Source organism: Exiguobacterium sp. s121, assembly GCF_018617245.1.
Classification (GTDB): Bacteria; Bacillota; Bacilli; order Exiguobacteriales; family Exiguobacteriaceae; genus Exiguobacterium; species Exiguobacterium profundum.
The window spans coordinates 1,760,635-1,779,375 of sequence record NZ_JACSJV010000001.1 but is presented as its reverse complement, the minus strand read 5'-3'; the positions used below and the strand labels follow the sequence as shown (position 1 = coordinate 1,779,375).

16 protein-coding genes and 1 pseudogene are annotated in these 18,741 nt (G+C 50.7%); 11 read left to right on the top strand and 6 right to left on the bottom strand.

Going from position 1 to position 18,741, the window contains the following annotated elements; all coding sequences use genetic code 11:
* The first annotated feature begins 16 nt into the window (after nt 1-16).
* Nucleotides 17-1,291, top strand: a complete 1,275-nt coding sequence (locus KOG47_RS14885; protein WP_015881158.1) for a hemolysin family protein — start codon at nt 17-19, stop codon at nt 1,289-1,291.
* 43 nt (nt 1,292-1,334) lie between these two features.
* On the opposite strand, the gene KOG47_RS09140 is transcribed toward KOG47_RS14885, so the two are convergent.
* The 4 genes from KOG47_RS09140 to KOG47_RS09125 all read right to left on the bottom strand — a co-directional run bounded on the left by KOG47_RS09140 (nt 1,335) and on the right by KOG47_RS09125 (nt 4,560).
* A complete protein-coding gene (locus tag KOG47_RS09140) occupies nt 1,335-2,108 on the bottom strand; it encodes an NUDIX domain-containing protein (RefSeq protein ID WP_074037485.1) in 774 nt (257 codons plus the stop codon).
* A 118-nt stretch (nt 2,109-2,226) separates the two neighbouring features.
* Nucleotides 2,227-2,805: a DedA family protein gene (locus KOG47_RS09135; protein ID WP_074037484.1), complete on the bottom strand. Its 579-nt coding sequence runs from the start codon at nt 2,803-2,805 to the stop codon at nt 2,227-2,229.
* Between the two features lie 107 nt (nt 2,806-2,912).
* On the bottom strand, nt 2,913-3,452 hold the full coding sequence (locus KOG47_RS09130; protein ID WP_074037482.1) for a transcription repressor NadR: 540 nt from the start codon (nt 3,450-3,452) through the stop codon (nt 2,913-2,915).
* Nucleotides 3,430-4,560 carry a cysteine desulfurase family protein gene (locus tag KOG47_RS09125; RefSeq protein ID WP_214691132.1) on the bottom strand — a complete coding sequence of 377 codons (1,131 nt, stop codon included), beginning with the start codon at nt 4,558-4,560 and terminating at the stop codon, nt 3,430-3,432. The genes KOG47_RS09130 and KOG47_RS09125 overlap by 23 nt, the downstream gene beginning before the upstream one ends.
* 95 nt (nt 4,561-4,655) lie before the next feature.
* Between KOG47_RS09125 and KOG47_RS09120 the strand changes: the two genes are divergently transcribed.
* From KOG47_RS09120 to yajC, 8 genes are all read left to right on the top strand, one after another.
* Complete coding sequence (locus tag KOG47_RS09120; protein ID WP_215244100.1) at nt 4,656-6,089, top strand: L-aspartate oxidase; 1,434 nt, start codon at nt 4,656-4,658, stop codon at nt 6,087-6,089.
* Entirely contained in the window at nt 6,043-6,912 is an 870-nt protein-coding gene (gene nadC / locus KOG47_RS09115) for a carboxylating nicotinate-nucleotide diphosphorylase (protein ID WP_215244099.1), read from the top strand. Before KOG47_RS09120 ends, nadC begins: the two co-directional genes overlap by 47 nt.
* Entirely contained in the window at nt 6,875-7,954 is a 1,080-nt protein-coding gene (nadA, locus tag KOG47_RS09110) for a quinolinate synthase NadA (RefSeq protein ID WP_215244098.1), read from the top strand. Before nadC ends, nadA begins: the two co-directional genes overlap by 38 nt.
* A 93-nt stretch (nt 7,955-8,047) precedes the next feature.
* Entirely contained in the window at nt 8,048-8,635 is a 588-nt protein-coding gene (gene ruvA / locus KOG47_RS09105; RefSeq protein WP_074037474.1) for a Holliday junction branch migration protein RuvA, read from the top strand.
* Between the two features lie 10 nt (nt 8,636-8,645).
* Nucleotides 8,646-9,647, top strand: a complete 1,002-nt coding sequence (gene ruvB / locus KOG47_RS09100; protein ID WP_078146571.1) for a Holliday junction branch migration DNA helicase RuvB — start codon at nt 8,646-8,648, stop codon at nt 9,645-9,647.
* A gap of 3 nt (nt 9,648-9,650) precedes the next feature.
* Complete coding sequence (gene queA, locus KOG47_RS09095; RefSeq protein WP_015881168.1) at nt 9,651-10,709, top strand: tRNA preQ1(34) S-adenosylmethionine ribosyltransferase-isomerase QueA; 1,059 nt, start codon at nt 9,651-9,653, stop codon at nt 10,707-10,709.
* Nucleotides 10,706-11,851, top strand: a complete 1,146-nt coding sequence (gene tgt / locus KOG47_RS09090; RefSeq protein WP_074037468.1) for a tRNA guanosine(34) transglycosylase Tgt — start codon at nt 10,706-10,708, stop codon at nt 11,849-11,851. Before queA ends, tgt begins: the two co-directional genes overlap by 4 nt.
* Before the next feature lie 84 nt (nt 11,852-11,935).
* On the top strand, nt 11,936-12,214 hold the full coding sequence (gene yajC, locus KOG47_RS09085; RefSeq protein ID WP_026826452.1) for a preprotein translocase subunit YajC: 279 nt from the start codon (nt 11,936-11,938) through the stop codon (nt 12,212-12,214).
* A 25-nt stretch (nt 12,215-12,239) separates the two neighbouring features.
* On the opposite strand, the gene KOG47_RS09080 is transcribed toward yajC, so the two are convergent.
* Entirely contained in the window at nt 12,240-13,391 is a 1,152-nt protein-coding gene (locus KOG47_RS09080) for an NAD(P)-binding domain-containing protein (protein WP_215244097.1), read from the bottom strand.
* A gap of 180 nt (nt 13,392-13,571) precedes the next feature.
* Between KOG47_RS09080 and KOG47_RS09075 the strand changes: the two genes are divergently transcribed.
* A complete protein-coding gene (locus tag KOG47_RS09075) occupies nt 13,572-15,344 on the top strand; it encodes a methyl-accepting chemotaxis protein (RefSeq protein WP_074037467.1) in 1,773 nt (590 codons plus the stop codon).
* A 35-nt stretch (nt 15,345-15,379) separates the two neighbouring features.
* On the opposite strand, the gene zupT is transcribed toward KOG47_RS09075, so the two are convergent.
* Nucleotides 15,380-16,240, bottom strand: a complete 861-nt coding sequence (zupT, locus tag KOG47_RS09070; protein WP_215244096.1) for a zinc transporter ZupT — start codon at nt 16,238-16,240, stop codon at nt 15,380-15,382.
* A gap of 211 nt (nt 16,241-16,451) precedes the next feature.
* Here zupT and secD point away from each other — a divergent pair.
* Nucleotides 16,452-18,669: pseudogene (secD, locus tag KOG47_RS14760) on the top strand (protein translocase subunit SecD).
* Nucleotides 18,670-18,741 lie beyond the last annotated feature (72 nt).

Genomic DNA, 18,741 nt, shown 5'->3' with positions numbered 1-18,741 from the left:
GGAGTGTGAAGCTAACGTGGACCCTGTGCCCTCGTCAAGTTTAATTCTATATGTAGTTCTCGTCATGTTGTCAGCGTTTTTCTCATCGGCAGAAACGGCGCTCTCGAGTGTGAACCGGGTCCGGATGATTCGGATGGCGGAAGATGGTGATAAAGCCGCAAAACGTGTCCTCAGTCTCGTCGACCGTTTTGATGATACCCTCTCGACGATTCTCGTCGGGAACAACATCGTCAACATCGGTTCGGCGACGGTGTCGACCGCCATCGCCACATCTATTTTCAGTGGGGGAACCGGTCTTCTCGTGTCAACGTTCGCGACGACGGTCATCATCTTGATTTTCGGTGAGATTTTACCGAAATCGCTCGCGAAAGAGTTTGCGGAGAAGTATTCGCTTCTCATCAGTGGAATCCTTGTGTTCCTCGTCAAAGTCCTCAAACCGGTGACGATGATTTTCACCGGCTTGAAGAAGTTGACGCTGCGGATGATCGGGATGAAAGACAAGGAGCCATCCGTCACCGAAGAAGAGTTGAAAGTGCTCGTCGATATGGGAGAAGAGGAAGGTGTGCTCGGAGAGACGGAAGCAGAGCTCGTCCATAGCGCCTTTGCCTTCAACGATATTACGGTCGATGATGTGCTGACGCCACGAATCGATATTCTGGCCGTCGACATCGACGATTCGCTCGATGAAATCAAAGACACGATTTTCAGTGGTGGACATTCGCGTTTACCGGTCTACAAAGACTCGATTGACAACGTCATCGGTGTCTTGTCGGAACGTGACTTCTTGCGTTCGATGATGAAGGATGAAGTGACGGATGTCCGTTCGCTCATCCGACCGCTCACGTACGTGTCACCGCAGACGAAATTGATTGAACTACTTCCGATTCTCCAGCAAAAACAATCTCACATGGCTGTCGTCCTCGATGAATTCGGGGGCACGGCGGGTCTCATCACGTTAGAAGACATGCTTGAAGAACTCGTCGGCGACATCTGGGATGAGCACGACGAATCCGTCGTCTATCTCAGACGTCTCCGTGAAGGGGTCTATGAGTGTATGGCTGACATGAACGTTGATGAATTCGCGGAAGAGATGGGGATTGCAGAACCAGACGTCGATTCCAACACGATGGGCGGTTGGTTCGTTGAATTGCTCGGTGACATCCCGGAGAAAGGTGCACAAGTCACGTATCAAGACATGACGTTCACCGTTCTCCATGTGGAGAAACGCCGTGTCCGGAAACTGTTAGTGGAGACTGGACAATCTCAACAAGAAGACATGCAAGAAGCATAAAGAAAAGGGATGATTCGCACATAGCGGATCATCCCTTTTTGCGTCATACGGATTGGCGTTCAATGCGCTCAATCAGTTCATATGGTCGTACTTTATAAATGGCGTAAGGCATATAGGTCGGGTCCATGGCATCGAGGAAGCGCATCTGGAAATGCTCTCGTTTGATGTAGTCGCCGACGTTGCTTGCGTCAACTTTATAGAATCCAACTTCCTGTGTCTCGCCAGCCTGCGGTTTGAGGTCACCTGATACATAAGTGGCGCGGAAGGTGACACAGAGGACGCGGGACGACACGTTTTGATAAATCCCGGTGATCCCTTCTACTTTGATTTCCGCACCGGTCTCTTCGCGTACTTCACGATGGATGGCATCCACGATGGACTCATGTTCTTCCACTTGTCCGCCAGGCATTTCAAACGAATCGTTCCGATGCATATTTTTGACGAGGAGAACTTCACCTGCTTCGTTCGTAATGTACGCCGTCACAGAAACGATGGTGCGGGGTGGCGTATAGTGACCGGTCGGCATCATGAATTCTTCACTCGACTTGATATACAAATCTTTGCCTAGTCGGGCCCGCTTCTTCATCGCTTCCCGTCGTAAGGCGCTGCCCCGATAGTCCCGTTCGACTTGCTCATAATGTTCACGGTCCCGGTATTCCCATAATGCCATGACCTCGGACTTGTCTTCGGTCACCCAGCGTCCGACGAGGCGGGCGCCATGCGACGCCTGGATCGGATAAATGTATGTATGGAAAAAGTCGGTGAATTCTTGCAGGCGTTCAGGTCGAATCGTATACGTTTTACGGCGATGGAACATGATGATTCCTCCTTTTTCGTTGTGCGGTGTCCTATATATATGACCGCGATTCGCTTACATGGTTCTTATTCGACAGATATTAGCGTTTCCCTTTCCAACAAAAAAGAATCAGCTTCAGTTAAGCTGATTCTTTCACACGTTTTGGTTGCTGACGAACATGTCGAACGACGAGGATAATCCCGACAGCAAGAGCCAAGAAGGGGATGACATCGTCCATGAAGTGACCGATCATGCGCCAGTTGCTACCAAGCATCATCCCGACATGGATGAAGATGAATGACCAGACGGCGAAAATCAAGGTCGTCACCGACAAAAACTTACGGAACGATAGACGCATCACCCCGGCGCTCACGGCGAATAATTGACGCCAAAACAGGCTGAGACAGACGATCCATGCACCGTATTTCTCAAACCAGCGCTCGGCCCGGAGTTGCTTGTCTTGCCGAATTCGAAAATACCGATACAGTTTGAGCGCGACGGGACGCCCACCATATCGACCGATCCAGTACAGACCGATTTGGCTGAGCGTGAAGGAGACCCACGCCAGTAGGAACGTCAGGAAGAAGGGCGCGTCATGCGAGTCGACGAGGAAGCCTCCGTATGCGAGAACGAGTTCGTTCGGGATGAATTGAACCAAGATACCGATGGGAATGCTGAAGACCCCACAGACGGCGAGTAGATGCTCGAGGACGTTCAAAACGTAGCCCTCCTTTCAAATGATTTCAGGAAAGATGTTCCATCCATCAGTATAACGGACATGACTGAAAAGAAAAAGAAGAGATGTCACATATTCGTGACGTCTCTTCAATCTAATTCGGATACGAGAATCCCGAGGCGGTCCAATTCTTTTACCGCAGCATCGATTGCCTCTTTATGGTCTGATTCGAGCGTATGGATATGGAAGCCACCCGTCAACTGGGAGAGCGGGGAAGCCCCATGCGTCTTCACTCGTTCGAGGAAGGCGCGGACGTCGCGGCGACTCTTCACCATGAGTTGTCCCGTGATAGACCCGTATACAGGATGGTCGATGATGACGTCTTTGATGGTGACCCCTTCATCGACGATGGCGTTCATCTCTGTCTCCATCTCTTCTGCCGTATGACGACAGGCTACCTTTTTCGAATAGGTGGAGGGGGTGAGGTCTCCATGCAAGTAGACATACCCACGAGCGGTCGCGACGATTTGATGGCCTTTCGCTTTTAGCAACGATAGGTCTTGGACGATGACCTGACGACTGACGGATACATGTCTTGCCAGTTCAGATCCTGTGATTGGCTCATTGCTCGATTCAATCAATTGTAATAGTGTGCGACGGCGTTCTTCACCGGCTAAACGTTTGTTCATGATGTTCGACTCTCCTTGCTAAAATGACGATGGCATCGGCGAGGGCCGATGTGTCTTCGGCGGTCGTTTGCGCGCCGAAGGAAATGCGGACGAGTCCATGACAGGCGCTCGTCTCATATCCGAGTGCTTCGAGCATGCGATTTGGTCCATTTTGACCTGCTCGACATGCCGACCCAGCCGATACTTGGAACCCGAGATCGTCGAGCTCGGTCATCCACCATTGTCCGTCGCGTTGATGGGAGACGAAGGAGAAAATGGCGGGACTTTGTTCATCAAACTCGAGCCAATGGACATGCGCTGACGTCTTCTCTTTCAAGATAGCACGAAACGCCATGAAATTTCTCTGAAAACGTGTCAATTGTTCCTGACGTTCTCCGAGTGCTTTTGCAAAGGCACTGATTCCAGGAACGTCAATCGTTCCGGGACGAATCCCGTATTGATGATGCCCCGGATAGTATGGGGGAGGAATCAGACGTTCCATGTAGAGGGCGCCGACTCCTTTCGGTCCACCTACTTTGTGAGCACTGAACGAATAGGCATCAATGCCTTCGACAGAAATCGGGATTTTCCCGAGTGCCTGGACCCCGTCCACATGGAAGAGGATTTTCTTATATTTCAAGAGGCATTGGATGTGGTGGAGCGGTAACACCCAGCCTGTGTCGGAATTGACATGCTGGAGCGTGACGAGCCCGATGTCACGGTCGAGTAGGTGTGTGAATGCATCTAAATCAAACTTCCCATCCTTCAGTTTCAACCGATGAACGATTATTCCTTCCCGTTCCCACTCTTCAAGTAAGAGGGCGACCGAATCATGTTCATGCCAAGACGTGATCACTTCTTTGCCCTTCATCCGTTTACGTAAACTTGTCAGTGCGATGTAATTGCTCTCCGATCCACTCCCAGTGAATAATAATTTTCCTCGTAACATATCAAGACCGAGCGCCTGTTTGATTAAGCGTCTTGCTTCTGTCAAATAATCTTCTGCCATATAACCTTGGGTATGGAGTGATGATGGGTTCCCATAAACGTTTTTGGCCATCGCCACGTAATGGTCTAATGCTGCATGCGTCATCGGGTGTGTAGCGGCGTAGTCGAAGTAGCGGTTCATCATGGACTCCCCTTTTCTCATGTTGTCTTCTACACAAAATTATGCGAAACTAGTTTACAAGTCAACATTACATATGAAAAACAGGTGATATACAATTGTCTTTACACATAGAGAAAACTGACATTTTGATTATCGGAACGGGACTTGCCGCCGTCGCAACGGCTTTGCATCTATCAAAATCATTCTCCATTCTTCTCGTCTCAAAAGGTGAGATGACAGAAAGCAACTCCGATTTGGCACAAGGCGGGATTGCGAGCGCGTATCTTGAGAAATCGAGTACGGCCCATAAAGAAGACACAATGCTCGCTTCTAAAAACACATCGTGTGCTGAGCGCGTCGACATTCTCGTAGAAGAAGGGCGTCAAGCGATTGGAGAAATGGAACGATTCGGTGTCCGGTTCGATCATGAAGAGGGCGGCTATGCCCTCGGACGAGAAGGCGCACACCGATTGAATCGGATCTTTCATGTCGGTGGCGACGAGACGGGACGTCATGTCATGAGGCAATTGCGTCAGTCGATGCCTGATAACGTGAACGTATTGGAACGGGTGCTCGTGCACGATCTCATTACGAAAGACGGGAAAGTCGTCGGCGCGATGGCGTTTCGTGATGAAGTGCCCATTCGAATTGAAGCCGGCGCTGTCGTATTGGCGACAGGTGGCATCGGTGGGCTGATCGATTGGACTTCAAACGCGCGTACCGTGACCGGTGATGGTCTCGTTCTGGCAAATCGATGTGGGGCCAAGCTGACACATTTACAGCGGATCCAATTTCACCCCACCTTACTGGCGACCGAAACGCCTCACCTCGTGACCGAAGCGCTCCGGGGAGCCGGAGCGACGCTCGTTGATGACGAAGGGAATCACGTGATGGCGCATCATCCGCTCGGGAGTCTCGCGCCTCGAGATGACGTGGCACGGGTACTGACAGAACGGATGGGAACGGTCTATCTCGATACGACAAACGTGACACGGCTTCGTGAACGGTTTCCAAAACTTGCATTGACATGTGACAAACTTAGGATTGATCCTCGCCGCATTCCGGTACGTCCAGGTCTCCATTTTCATATGGGTGGAATCGAAGTGGATGATATGGGACGGACAGGCGTTGACGGATTATATGCCGTCGGTGAAGTGGCGGATGCGGGCATACATGGGACGAATCGTTTAGCCTCGAACTCACTTTTAGAATGTTGGGTATTTGGAAAACGAGTCGCGCGGGCGGTGCGTTTGAATAGGACGGCCATGGTGACGAAGGAGACGCTGGTGTACGACATCTCACCTTTGGCGTTTCAAGCGTTCCGTGCTCAAATTGGAAGATGGTTGACGATTTCACCAAGTCTTGATGAATTGAAAGGTTTCTTACAAAATACCCAAACGTTGACCATGACGAAACACGTGACAAGACAATTAAGTGAACAAACTTTACAACTCGATGCGGCGCGTCTTCTCGCGCAAAGCATCCTCGAAATGGAGCGGTATGATGAACACGATATACCTACGCGAACAGCTACGTCAGTTCTTGATTGAAGATATCGGTTATGGGGACTTATCGAGTGCGCTGATTGATGCACAGGACGAGTCGATCGCAACGATTGTTGCCAAAGAACAGGGCATTTTCTGTGGGAAGCCAATCGTAGAAGAGCTGGCAACTATGCAGCGGCTTGAATTGGTCTTTTGCCAAGAAGACGGGAGAGCGGTTGTCCCTGGAGACGAGCTCGTCGTCTTGAGAGGAAAGACACGCGCAATTTTAGAGACGGAGCGTGTGCTGTTGAATGTCATCCAACATGCGAGTGGAGTCGCGACGATGACAAAGCAGTGCATCGATGCGCTAGATGATGACTCGATACACGTGACCGATACACGGAAGACGACTCCGGGACTTCGGATGATTGAGAAGTACGCCGTACGTGTCGGTGGGGGATACAATCACCGTTTAAGACTCGATGACGCCATCATGATCAAAGACAATCATATCGTCGCACTGGGTGGTGTAACGAACGCGATTCAAGTCGCGCGTGAGCGTGTCGGTCATACGACCCCGATTGAAATCGAAATCGAGTCATTCGAACATCTGATGGAGGCGGTTCAAGCCGATCCGGACATCGTGATGCTTGATAATCGGACGCCAGATGAATTGAGGGACTGGGTCCGTCATATACCGACGCACATCAAAATTGAAGTGTCTGGTGGAATCACGCTCGACACGATTGACGATTATCGAGGCATTCGCATCGATGTCATCTCGCTCGGTCAATTGACTCATTCGGTCCGCGCGCTTGATTGCAGTTTGAATTTACAAGGAGGAATGAAAGATGCAACTACTCGGAACACTCCCACCGACGTACGCTAACCTGTCAGTGGAGGAGATGGAGACTCGGATTCAGGCGGTCAAAGACCGACTCGGGACTCGTCTCTTTTTACCGGCCCATCATTATCAAAAAGACGAGGTCGTTCAATTCGCGGACGCGACAGGAGATTCGCTCCAGCTCGCACGACTCGCAGAACAGATGAGCGAAGCCGAATTCATCGTCTTTTGTGGTGTCCACTTCATGGCAGAGACGGCAGACATGTTGACACGGGACGACCAGATTGTCGTCTTACCTGATATGCGTGCCGGCTGTTCGATGGCAGACATGGCCGATATCGATCAGACGGAGATTGCTTGGGAAGAACTGACGGAACGATTTGGAGAGGACATCATCCCGATTACATACGTCAATTCAACAGCGGCCATCAAAGCGTTCGTTGGTCGTCACGGTGGGGCGACCGTCACATCGTCGAACGCCCATGAAATCGTCCGGTGGGCGCTTGAGGCAGGTGAACGCATCTTGTTCCTACCCGATCAGCATCTCGGGCGGAACACGGCGTTCGACCTCGGCATTCCGCTCGCGGCGATGGCTGTTTGGGATCCGCTCCGTGAAGAATTGGTCTCAGAAGGCGAATACGAGCAAGTGAAAGTCATCTTATGGAAGGGACACTGTTCTGTCCATGAGAAGTTCACAGTATCGCAAATTCAGGCGTTCCGTGACCGTGAGCCGGATCGTCGCATCATCGTCCATCCGGAGTGTACGTTTGACGTCGTCCAATTGGCAGACGAGGCGGGATCGACGTCATATATCATCGACAAGATTGATGCGAGTGCACCTGGGACGAAGTGGGCGGTCGGAACGGAGATGAACCTCGTCAACCGGTTGGCGGCAACGTACCCACATCTTGATATCGTCTCGTTGAACCCATTCATGTGTCCGTGCCTCACGATGAATCGAATCGACTTGCCACATCTTCTCTGGGCGCTCGAGTCACTCGAGACGGACCCTGTGAACGTCATTCGCGTCGATCATGAGACGACAGAGTGGTCGAAACGCGCACTTGAACGAATGCTTGCACGGTAATCGCTTCAGGACAGGTAAACGCCTGTCCTTTTTTCGTGTCGCCCATTATGGTACAATAAATGCAGTTTTTCCGACCAAAAAGGAGAGTACATCGTGATTGAATTCGTAAAAGGACCCGTCGCCTATGTGTGTGCGGAATATATAACGTTAGATGTCTCGGGCGTCGGCTACAAAGTACATGTGCCTAACCCGTTTTTTTATCGTGAACAAGACGAACATGTAATCGTGTTTACGCATCATTATGTGCGTGAAGACCAACAGACGTTATACGGTTTCCGGTCACGTCGTGAGCGTGAGCTGTTCAATAAACTCCTCAGCGTGAGCGGGATCGGACCAAAGGGTGCGCTTGCCATCGTCGCGTCCGGCGATATCGACGCGTTGATCGATGCGATTGAAACCGAGAACGAGAAGTATTTGACGAAGTTCCCGGGAGTCGGCAAGAAGACGGCCAAACAGATGGCGCTCGACTTGAAAGGGAAGTTATCCGAGCTCGCACCGGATTACGTGCCGAACGAAGGGTTGTTCGCCCAAGGTGCATCTGAACTCGATGAGGCGTGTGAGGCGCTCGTCGCGCTCGGCTACTCTGAACGGGAAATCCTAAAAGTCCGCAAAGCATTGAGCGGAGAAATATTGACGACCGACGCGTACATAAAACGCGCGCTACAGCTGTTACTGAAATAAGGAGGAAGCTATGGACGAACGATTGTTGTCACAATCTCATCAGCAATATGAAGACTCTGAAGAGTGGAGCTTACGTCCGCAGCGCTTCGAGCAATATATCGGGCAAGAAAAGGCGAAAGGCAATTTGTCGGTCTTCATTCAGGCCGCTAAACTTCGTAGTGAGACGCTCGACCACGTGCTCTTATACGGTCCCCCGGGACTCGGGAAGACGACGCTCGCCCAAATCATCGCCAACGAGATGGGCGTCGGAATTAAGACGACAGCAGGACCGGCAATTGAACGACCGGGTGATTTGGCCGCAATCCTCTCGACACTCGAGCCGGGAGACGTCTTGTTCATCGACGAGATTCATCGTTTGAGCCGGACGATTGAAGAGATCCTCTATCCGGCGATGGAAGATTACTGTCTCGACATCGTCTATGGGCAAGGGGAGATGGCTCGTAGCGTCCGCATCGACCTACCACCGTTTACGCTTGTCGGGGCGACGACACGGGCCGGGATGTTGTCGGCGCCTTTACGTGACCGTTTCGGCGTCACGTTGAAGCTCGAATATTACGAAACACATGAGTTAGCGGCCATCGTCAGCCGGACGGCCCAGTTGTTCCGTCTCTCGATTTCACCGGAGGCGAGCGGTGCGATTGCGAAACGCTCACGAGGGACGCCACGAGTTGCAAACCGTCTCTTGCGTCGTGTCCGTGATTTCGCACAAGTGGCTGGTACGAAAGAAATCGATCCAGTGCTCGCATCTGATGCGCTCGACCGGCTACACGTCGATGCGCTCGGACTCGATGAAGTCGATCATCGGTTACTGAGAGCCATGGTGGAGCGGTTCGGAGGTGGACCGGTCGGGCTTGAGACGCTCGCTGCGACCATCGGTGAGGACGCTCAGACGATTGAGGATGTCTACGAGCCCTATTTATTGCAACAAGGATTCTTGCAGCGCACGCCGCGAGGACGGATGATCACACAGTTTGCCAAGTCGCATTTTGGTTATGAAGAGGAAGAGGAGTAAGATATGCAAGACATTCAATTGAACGTAAACGATTATGATTTTGAATTGCCAGAAGAGTTGATTGCGCAAGTCCCATTGCTCGATCGGACAAGCTCACGCTTGCTCGTATTAGACCGCGAGACAGGGGACATCGAGCATCGCCATTTCCGTGACGTGCTCGATTATTTGAACGAGGGGGATGCGCTCGTCGTCAACGATTCGCGCGTCTTACCGGCACGCCTTTTTGGGGCAAAGCAAGAAACAGGCGGGAAAGTCGAACTGCTCTTGTTGAAGCAGACGGAAGATGATGTATGGGAAGCACTCGTCAAACCGGCGAAAAAAGTTCGTGTCGGCTCCATCGTTGAGTTCGGGGACGGCCTTCTCCGCGCAGAATGCGTCGAGGAGCTCCCAGAAGGTGGACGTCGTTTCAAGTTTGACTATGACGGCATCTTCTATGAGATTTTAGACGAGCTTGGAACGATGCCGCTCCCGCCGTATATTCGCGAACAACTCGATGACCAAGACCGTTATCAGACGGTCTATGCCCGTGAACGAGGCAGTGCGGCCGCTCCGACAGCCGGTCTTCATTTCACTGAGGAACTGCTTGAAGCGGCCAAAGCGAAAGGTGTCCGGTTGATCCCGCTCACACTTCACGTCGGCCTCGGGACGTTCCGTCCGGTGACGGCTGATTCTATCGAGGAACATACGATGCATAGTGAATATTTCGAGTTGTCGGCTGAATCGGCAGCTGCGCTTCGAGAGATTCGAGCGAATGGCGGTCGCATCTTTGCGGTCGGGACGACATCGACGCGCACGCTTGAGACGATCATGCGAGATCACGGGGACTTCGTCGAGTCATCGGGCTGGACGGATATCTTTATTTACCCTGGTGTTGAGTTAAAGGCAATCGATGGATTGATCACGAACTTCCATCTCCCTAAATCAACGCTCGTCATGCTCGTCTCGGCATTCGCGACGCGCGACATCATCTTACACGCTTATCGGACTGCGGTCGCAGAACGATACCGCTTCTTCAGCTTTGGAGACGCGATGCTCATCACGAGGAAGGAAGTAACAAAATGACAAAACATGCAGTCACATACGAACACATCCACACATGCAAACAGACCGGAGCGCGGCACGGAATCGTCCATACGCCGCACGGGTCGTTCGAGACACCGGTCTTCATGCCGGTCGGGACGCAAGCGAGCGTCAAAACGATGGCACCTGAACAGGTCAAGGCGATGGGTGCGAACATCATCTTGTCGAACACGTATCACCTTTGGGTTCGTCCAGGACATGAGGTCATCAAACAAGCCGGTGGACTTCATAAGTTCATGAACTGGGACGGGGCAATCCTCACGGACTCGGGTGGATTCCAAGTGTTCTCACTTGCCGACCTCCGAAATATCCAAGAGGAAGGCGTTCATTTCCGTAACCATTTGAACGGCGACAAGTTGTTCTTGTCACCGGAAAAGGCGATGGAGATTCAAAACGCGCTCGGGTCGGACATCATGATGGCGTTCGATGAGTGTCCGCCTTATCCGGCGACGCATGAATACATGAAGAAGTCGGTCGAGCGGACGAGCCGTTGGGCGGAACGTTGCCTCGAGGCACATGAACGTCCAGAAGACCAAGCGCTCTTCGGCATCATCCAAGGTGGAGAATATGAGGACCTTCGTCGTCAAAGCGCCCAAGACCTCGTCTCTCTTGATTTCCCAGGATATGCGGTCGGTGGTCTCTCGGTCGGTGAACCAAAAGATGTCATGTATCGTGCCCTCGAATTCACGACACCGCTCATGCCAGAGAACAAACCACGTTATTTGATGGGTGTTGGCTCACCGGATGCGTTGATTGAAGGGTCGATTCGCGGAATCGACATGTTCGACTGCGTTCTGCCGACTCGCATCGCACGAAACGGAACGCTCATGACGTCGAAAGGTCGCGTCACGATCAAACAAGCGAAATATAAGACGGACTTTGGTCCAATCGATGAGAAGTGTGACTGCCATACGTGTAAGAACTACTCGCGTGCGTACGTCCACCACTTGATTCGAGCGGATGAGATGTTTGGCCTTCACTTGTGTACGACACATAATCTTCACTTCCTCGTGAAGTTGATGGAGCAGGTTCGTCAAGCGATTCGCGAAGACCGCTTGCTCGATTTCAAAGAAGAGTTCTTCGAAGAATACGGCTACAACAAGCCGAATGCGAAGAATTTCTAAAGAAACGTGTCGGACATTGTGTGACAATGCTTCAGTTTCACGGTATAATGAACCTGATATTGAAGGAAAGGGTGAATGTTACTCATGGAAACACTCGTTGCGTTATTACCAATGATCTTGATTTTCGTCGTATTTTACTTCCTTTTGATTCGTCCACAGACGAAACGCCAAAAAGAAGTACAATCGATGCAAAACGCCCTCGAGCGTGGCGACAGCGTTGTCACAATCGGCGGTTTACACGGCGTCGTTCATCAAATCGAAGACACACATGTCGTTTTGAAATGCGATCAATCGCTTCTCCGTTTCAACCGAAGCGCAGTTGCGGAAGTCGTGAAAAAAGCGAATGCCTCATTTGAGGAATAAGCAAGTAAGCGTCTGACCATCATGGTCAGACGCTTTTTTGTGTGGCTAGAAGTTGGGGGAGAATTCTACGAGCGGCCTCTTGTCCACCATAGATGGCTCTTGAGAACGGGCCGATGATCAAATCGGCGTAAGGACCGGTCAAGTAAAGTCCAGGCGTCCATTCAAGATGCTCATTCAGGACAGGGGTGCCACATGGGGTGAGAGGTAGGTTGAATTGTTCGATCACGGGCTGAAGAAATGTCTCTTTCACAGGATGAGGTCTGATTCCCGTACAACAGACGACTTCTTTTCCGGCAAGTTGTTCACCGTTTACAAATAGCGAACCACTGTCCCGCTCGACTTCTCCGATGATGTGCGTCACAGCGTTCGTCTGTATGAGGCGCTTCACTTTTAAGACGAGATCGTTCGGAGCCGATCCCGGTTTTCGTTCACGGGCGATGAATGATCGTTTTGTCGTCCAGTCTTGTTTTAGACGATGGAAGTCATCTAATCCTTTCGGTCCCATGAACTGTCGATCGGCGTCAAATTGACTCACTTCGAGCGGACGTCTCGTCACAAGGGTGACACGGTGACCTTGATTGGCACGCTTCACGACATAGTGAAGTGCTGTGATGCCACCGCCGACGACAGTCACTTGATCCGATTCATCCGATTGATCTTTTTCGAACACGTGTCGACATTGTTCGTCGGCCCATTCAGGTAACACGACATTTTCCGATTGACCGATCGCGACAATGACCGAGTTCGCGATAATGAGGCGATGATTTGTTCGGGCATGATAGTGTGCGCCATCTTTGCGGAGCGTCATCACCTGTTCATTTCCGAGGAACCGCTCATCAAGGCGATATGCGTTCCATGAGGATTCGGCATGGTCGTTGAACAGTTCGAGCGATGGACGTCCGAACGTATCTTTGAAATGATTGGAACGATAGGCATAGCGCGAGGCGAACTGTTTCAACGCATGGGGATTCGAAGAAACGTGATGCACTCGGGTCGAACGTAGGTGCGACATAGAGATGGATGAAGTTTGTTGTTTCCAGTTCGATAACGGGTCAGTGAGACGGTCGACAATAATCAAATCCTCCAAGCACCCGCCTTGTTCCATATATGAGATGGCGAGGGTCATTCCGTGTACACCAGCACCAATGATTAATAACTTCGTATTTTCCACAATCATAGAGAATCCTTTCAAAGCGTAATAATTACGATTTAAAGTATACAAAGATGACTTCTTTTTGTCAAAACGAATCCGATTCAAAATTTATCCACCTCATTTCGAAAAATCGATTTGATTAATGAAAACGTTTGCACTAATCTCAAGTTGAGAAGAAATCCGAGATGAAGGAGAACGAATGACATGGACGTGAAACGATTGCTTAACCAGATGAAGAAGTGGAAAGGATGGAGCATAAAACGAAGTGGTACGAAACAGAGAGGACGCTCATCGCTGAGACGACGTATGTCCATCGCGCTCATTCCGACGATCATTGCGCTCGTCATTGTCGGCGCGCTCGGATCTTATCAATTGAGACAATCGACTGCCGCCTATGACCGGGTCCTCAGTGAAGGCACGCAGGAAATGCTGCTTGCAGAGAATCTATCATTAGCGGTGACGGATGCCGAACGCTACTTGAACTACTATATGCTTGTAGCCAATCCGAAGACGCTCATCAGTCTCCAGGGAGTTCAAGAACAACGAGACGAATTGATGGCTTCACTCAAGGCATCTTCTTCAGATGAGAAGATCTTGTCTTGGTTGGGAGATTTGGAGAAATTTAACGAGCTATTAGACCGTGAGATGAATCGTGCCGTCGAACTTCGTCAACAACAAGACGAAATCGGCTTCAAAACCGTTCTCAACACGAGTGTGACACCGACGACGGATCGGGTACGCATGACCGTGACCGACCTTGTCGAATATAAAGGGGAGCTCCTCGAGTCTGAGACGAAAGCGGTACAAGCAGATGCAGAAAGTTCAATCCTTTGGATGCTCATCATCAGTGTTGGTGGTGTCGTGATCGGGATTCTGTCCTTACTTGCGCTACAACGGCTTTTCCTAAAACCAATCAATCGACTCGGTCGTCAAGCACGCATCATGGCAGAAGGGGATTTGACTGGAGAAGATATCGAGGTCGCCTCAAACGATGAACTAGGAGACCTGGTTACGGCGTTCAATGAAATGAAGCACAATCTGGTCGGCTTGATTCGTCGGGTTGGTGAAGCGTCGGACAAAGTGACTGCATATTCTGAAGAACTTTACGCAAGCACAGACCATGTCGCGACAACGACCCAAGGCGTGTCCCGGTTGTTCGAAGAGATGAACGTGGCTGCGCAAGGATCCTCGAAGCGAGCGGAAGAAGGGACGATTGGCGTCAATCAAGCGGTGGATGGATTGAATCAAATCGCTGCGGCCTCACAAGGTGTGAATGAGCAGACGATACATACACTTGAGGCGGCGAATGGTGGACTTGAGACCGTTCAATTGGCAGAGAAACGGATGCAAGAAATTCGCCGTGCCAACGAGCTCACTCAACAGATGGTGAACCGTCTATCGAACCAATCGCTTGAAATCGAGAAAATCACCCGTTCGATCACGGCGATCACGGAACAGACGAACTTGCTTGCCTTAAACGCGGCGATTGAAGCAGCACGTGCGGGTGAGCACGGAAAAGGGTTTGCCGTCGTCGCGGCTGAAGTCCGGAAACTCGCCGAGGAATCGAAACAATCCGCCATTCAAATCCAGACCGTTGTCCGCGACATTCAACGTGACACGGAGCAAGTCGAATCGGCGTTCGAAGAATCGAGCGTACATGTGGAGAATGGGGTATCGCAAATGGGAGAAGTGGCCGAGGCGTTCCGTGAGATCGTATCGGTCATCGAAGAGACGTCCCGTCAAATGAGTGAGATTGCGGCAGCAACAGAAGAAGTGAGTGCCAATACGACTGAAGTTGCCGTCTCTGTTGAAGATATGTCGACAAACGCCGTCTCGACACAGCGAAGCGTCGAAGAAGCCGGTGCGAACGTCGAAGAACAGCTTGCCGCCATTCAAGAGATCAACGGCATCGCTGAAACGATGAGTCACATGTCGTCTGAATTAAAAGATGTCGTCCATGTGTTTAAAACGACATAATAAATGCCCTGACGCGCGCGTCAGGGCATTGCTCGTTACATTAATAGGATTAGACTTGTCGCCATGACGATCATACCAGCAACCATTCCATACATTGAATGATGGGCGTGTCCGTATTCACGGGCGGCAGGGAGCAATTCGTCAAGCGAGATGAAGACCATGATGCCACCGACCGCCGCGAACAAGAGTCCGAAGACGGTGTCGCTCAAGAACGGCATGAGTAACAAGAATCCGATGGCCGCTCCAGCTGGTTCGGCAAGCCCTGACAACATCGAAAGCTTGAACGCCTTCTTCCGTGAGCCCGTCGCATAATAAATCGGGACGGAGACGGCAATCCCTTCCGGAATGTTGTGTAGGGCGATGGCGATTGCGATAGCTAAGCCGACGGCCGGGTCATCTAGTGCCGAGACGAACGTCGCAAGTCCTTCTGGGAAGTTGTGAATCCCGATGGCGAGTGCCATGAAAATCCCCATTTTTTTAAGTCGATTTTGTACCTCTGGATGATTGATTGGAGCCACTTCATTTGTCGTCGTCGTTGCGAGTTCATGTGTTGTCGGGTCATTCTGCATCGACTCGACAAACTTGACTTCGTGTGGATTCTCCATTTTCGGAATGAACTTATCGATCATACCAATCAAGAACATCCCACCGAAGAATGCGAGGACGGTGTAGATTGTACCCGTATATTCTCCGTGTGCGCCGACGAGTTCCTCGAGCGCTTTCGGGAAAATCTCGATGAACGACACGTAAATCATGACGCCTCCGGAAAATCCTAGCGAGATGGAGAGGAATGCCGTGTTCGTCCGTTTCGCAAAGAATGCGATCATACTCCCGATCCCGGTAGCTAGACCGGCGAATAGAGTAAGGAGAAAGGCATAAATAACTGTGCTGTCCATATGGAAAGACTCCTTTGATGTTTTGATGTTAGCTACATCATACATGAAGTTTTGCCCATGCGCAACATTTAGTCTTATATGCAAACTCAGTCGAACAATCCGTGAAGGTCGTTACAATTTTAGGAAAATGATTGATAAATGTTTAGAAAATTTGTAATGTTAACGAGAGAAGTTTTTATCAAGAACAGTGGTTTAGAAAGGAAATAGTCGTATGTACAAAAAAGGCAACATTGCGATTTTTGCGATCATCATGATTGCGACAATCCTGCTCGCAGTGTTCACGACACCATGGGTCGTCAAGAACACGAACCTCGGACTCGACTTAAAAGGTGGATTCGAAGTTTTGTATGAAGTACAACCGCTCGAAGACGGCGACGTCATCGACGAGTCGGCGATGAATGCAACCGTTCGCGCCATCAATAACCGAATCAACGTCCTCGGAGTTTCCGAACCGGACGTTCGAATCGAAGAAAACAATCGCATCCGTGTCCAGCTCGCGGGCGTATCGAACCAAAACGAAGCGCGCGAGGTTCTCTCGTCAACGGCACAATTGACATTCCGTGACGTGAACGACAACGTCTTGCTCGATGGGAAAGACTTGGCGCCGCGTGGGGCAGCGCTCAGCTACAACCAACAAGGACAACCGGTCGTTGAGCTGACACTTCAATCGGCCGACAAGTTTGGCGAAGTGACATCTGAGATTGCACAACGTCCAGCTCCTGAGAACCGTCTGGTCATCTGGCTCGACTATGAAGAGGGCGACACATATGAGGAAGAAGTTCAAAAAGAGAACTCGAAAATTGTGTCAGATGCTTCGGTAACGAGTCCGATCTTATCGGATAAAGCCATCATCTCAGGTGGTGGAATTGACGCGGAAAGCGGTCAACGCCTTGCGGACATCTTGAACGCAGGGGCGCTCCCGGTCAAACTAGATGAGATTTACTCGACATCCGTATCGGCCCAGTTCGGTCAAGATGCTTTAGAAGAAACGGTATTTGCCGCAACAATCGGAATCATCGCCGTATTCCTCTTCATGTTGTTCTTCTATCGTCTCCCAGGACTCGTATCGATCATCACGCTTGTTCTGTACATCAACTTGATCATGTTGTTCTTCAACGGAATCAATGCGGTATTGACGCTTCCAGGGATTGCAGCACTCGTCCTCGGGGTCGGTATGGCAGTCGATGCGAACATCATTACCGCGGAACGAATCAAAGACGAACTCCGCTCTGGAAAATCGGTCTTATCGGCATTCCGTGCAGGTAACCGTCGTTCCCTCAGTACGATCATCGATGCCAACTTGACGACGCTCATCTCGGCTGCGGTCTTGTTCTATTTCGGACAAAGCTCGGTCAAAGGATTTGCTGTCATGCTCATGATCTCAATCGGGATGACGTTCATCTCGAACGTATTCATCTCACGTTATTTGATGCACCTCCTTGTCTCAAGTCGTCTGTTCGACAAACGCAAAGGATGGTTTGGTGTGAAGGAGAGTGAAATCCGTGAACTTTAAGCTTACTGAATGGAATTACGTGAAACATATGCGCACGATGTTCTTGGTTTCGACGGCAATCGTCGTTCTCGGAATCGGTCTCTTGTTCTTCCGTGGGTTGAACCTCGGAATCGATTTTGCTTCAGGGACGCGGGTCGAAGTACTAACGGAAGAACGTGTGTCGCAAGAAGAATTCACGAAAGCGTTTAACGATGCCGGAGTTGACCAAGAGATTTCAAGCGTCCAATATGCAAATGAAGGTCGCTTGGCATACGTGACGTTCGTTGGCCAATTGGGCCAAGAGGAAGTCGCGAACGTCAAGACGGCGTTCACTGAACAATTCGGGAACGACCCGAACATCAGCACCGTCTCGGCTCAAGTCGGTCGTGACTTGGCGAAAAATGCTTTGTATGCGGTAGCCGTCGCTTCGATCGGGATTATTCTCTACATCACGGTGCGTTTCCAATTCTCATATGCACTTGCAACTGTTATCGCGATGTTACACGATGCCTTCTTCATGATCGTCGCGTTCTCGCTCTTTGGGATCGAGGTCAACTTGTACTTTATCGCCGCGATCTTGACCATCATCGGTTACTCGGTCAACGATACGATCGTAACGTTCGACCGGGTCCGCGAGAACATCACGTCGTATGAAAAGGAACGAAAAATCAAGTCGATGGACGTCTATGAGTCGATCATCAACAAGTCGATTCAAGAGACAATCGTACGGTCCGTGAATACGGTCATCACGGTACTCGTTACAGCGATTGCCTTGTATGTATTCGGGGCAGAGTCGATTCGCAGCTTCTCGCTCGCGCTCATCGTCGGACTTTTCATGGGGATGTATTCTTCGATCTTCATTGCATCGTATTTATGGCTCCTCATCAAACGTACGACAATCAACAAGAAAAAAGATACGCCGGTCACAGAGGCGTAACAAGTGGGTCTCCCTTCAATCGGGAGACCTTTTCAAATGTCAAGACGGCACATCTTTCACGCGGTCTGCTAT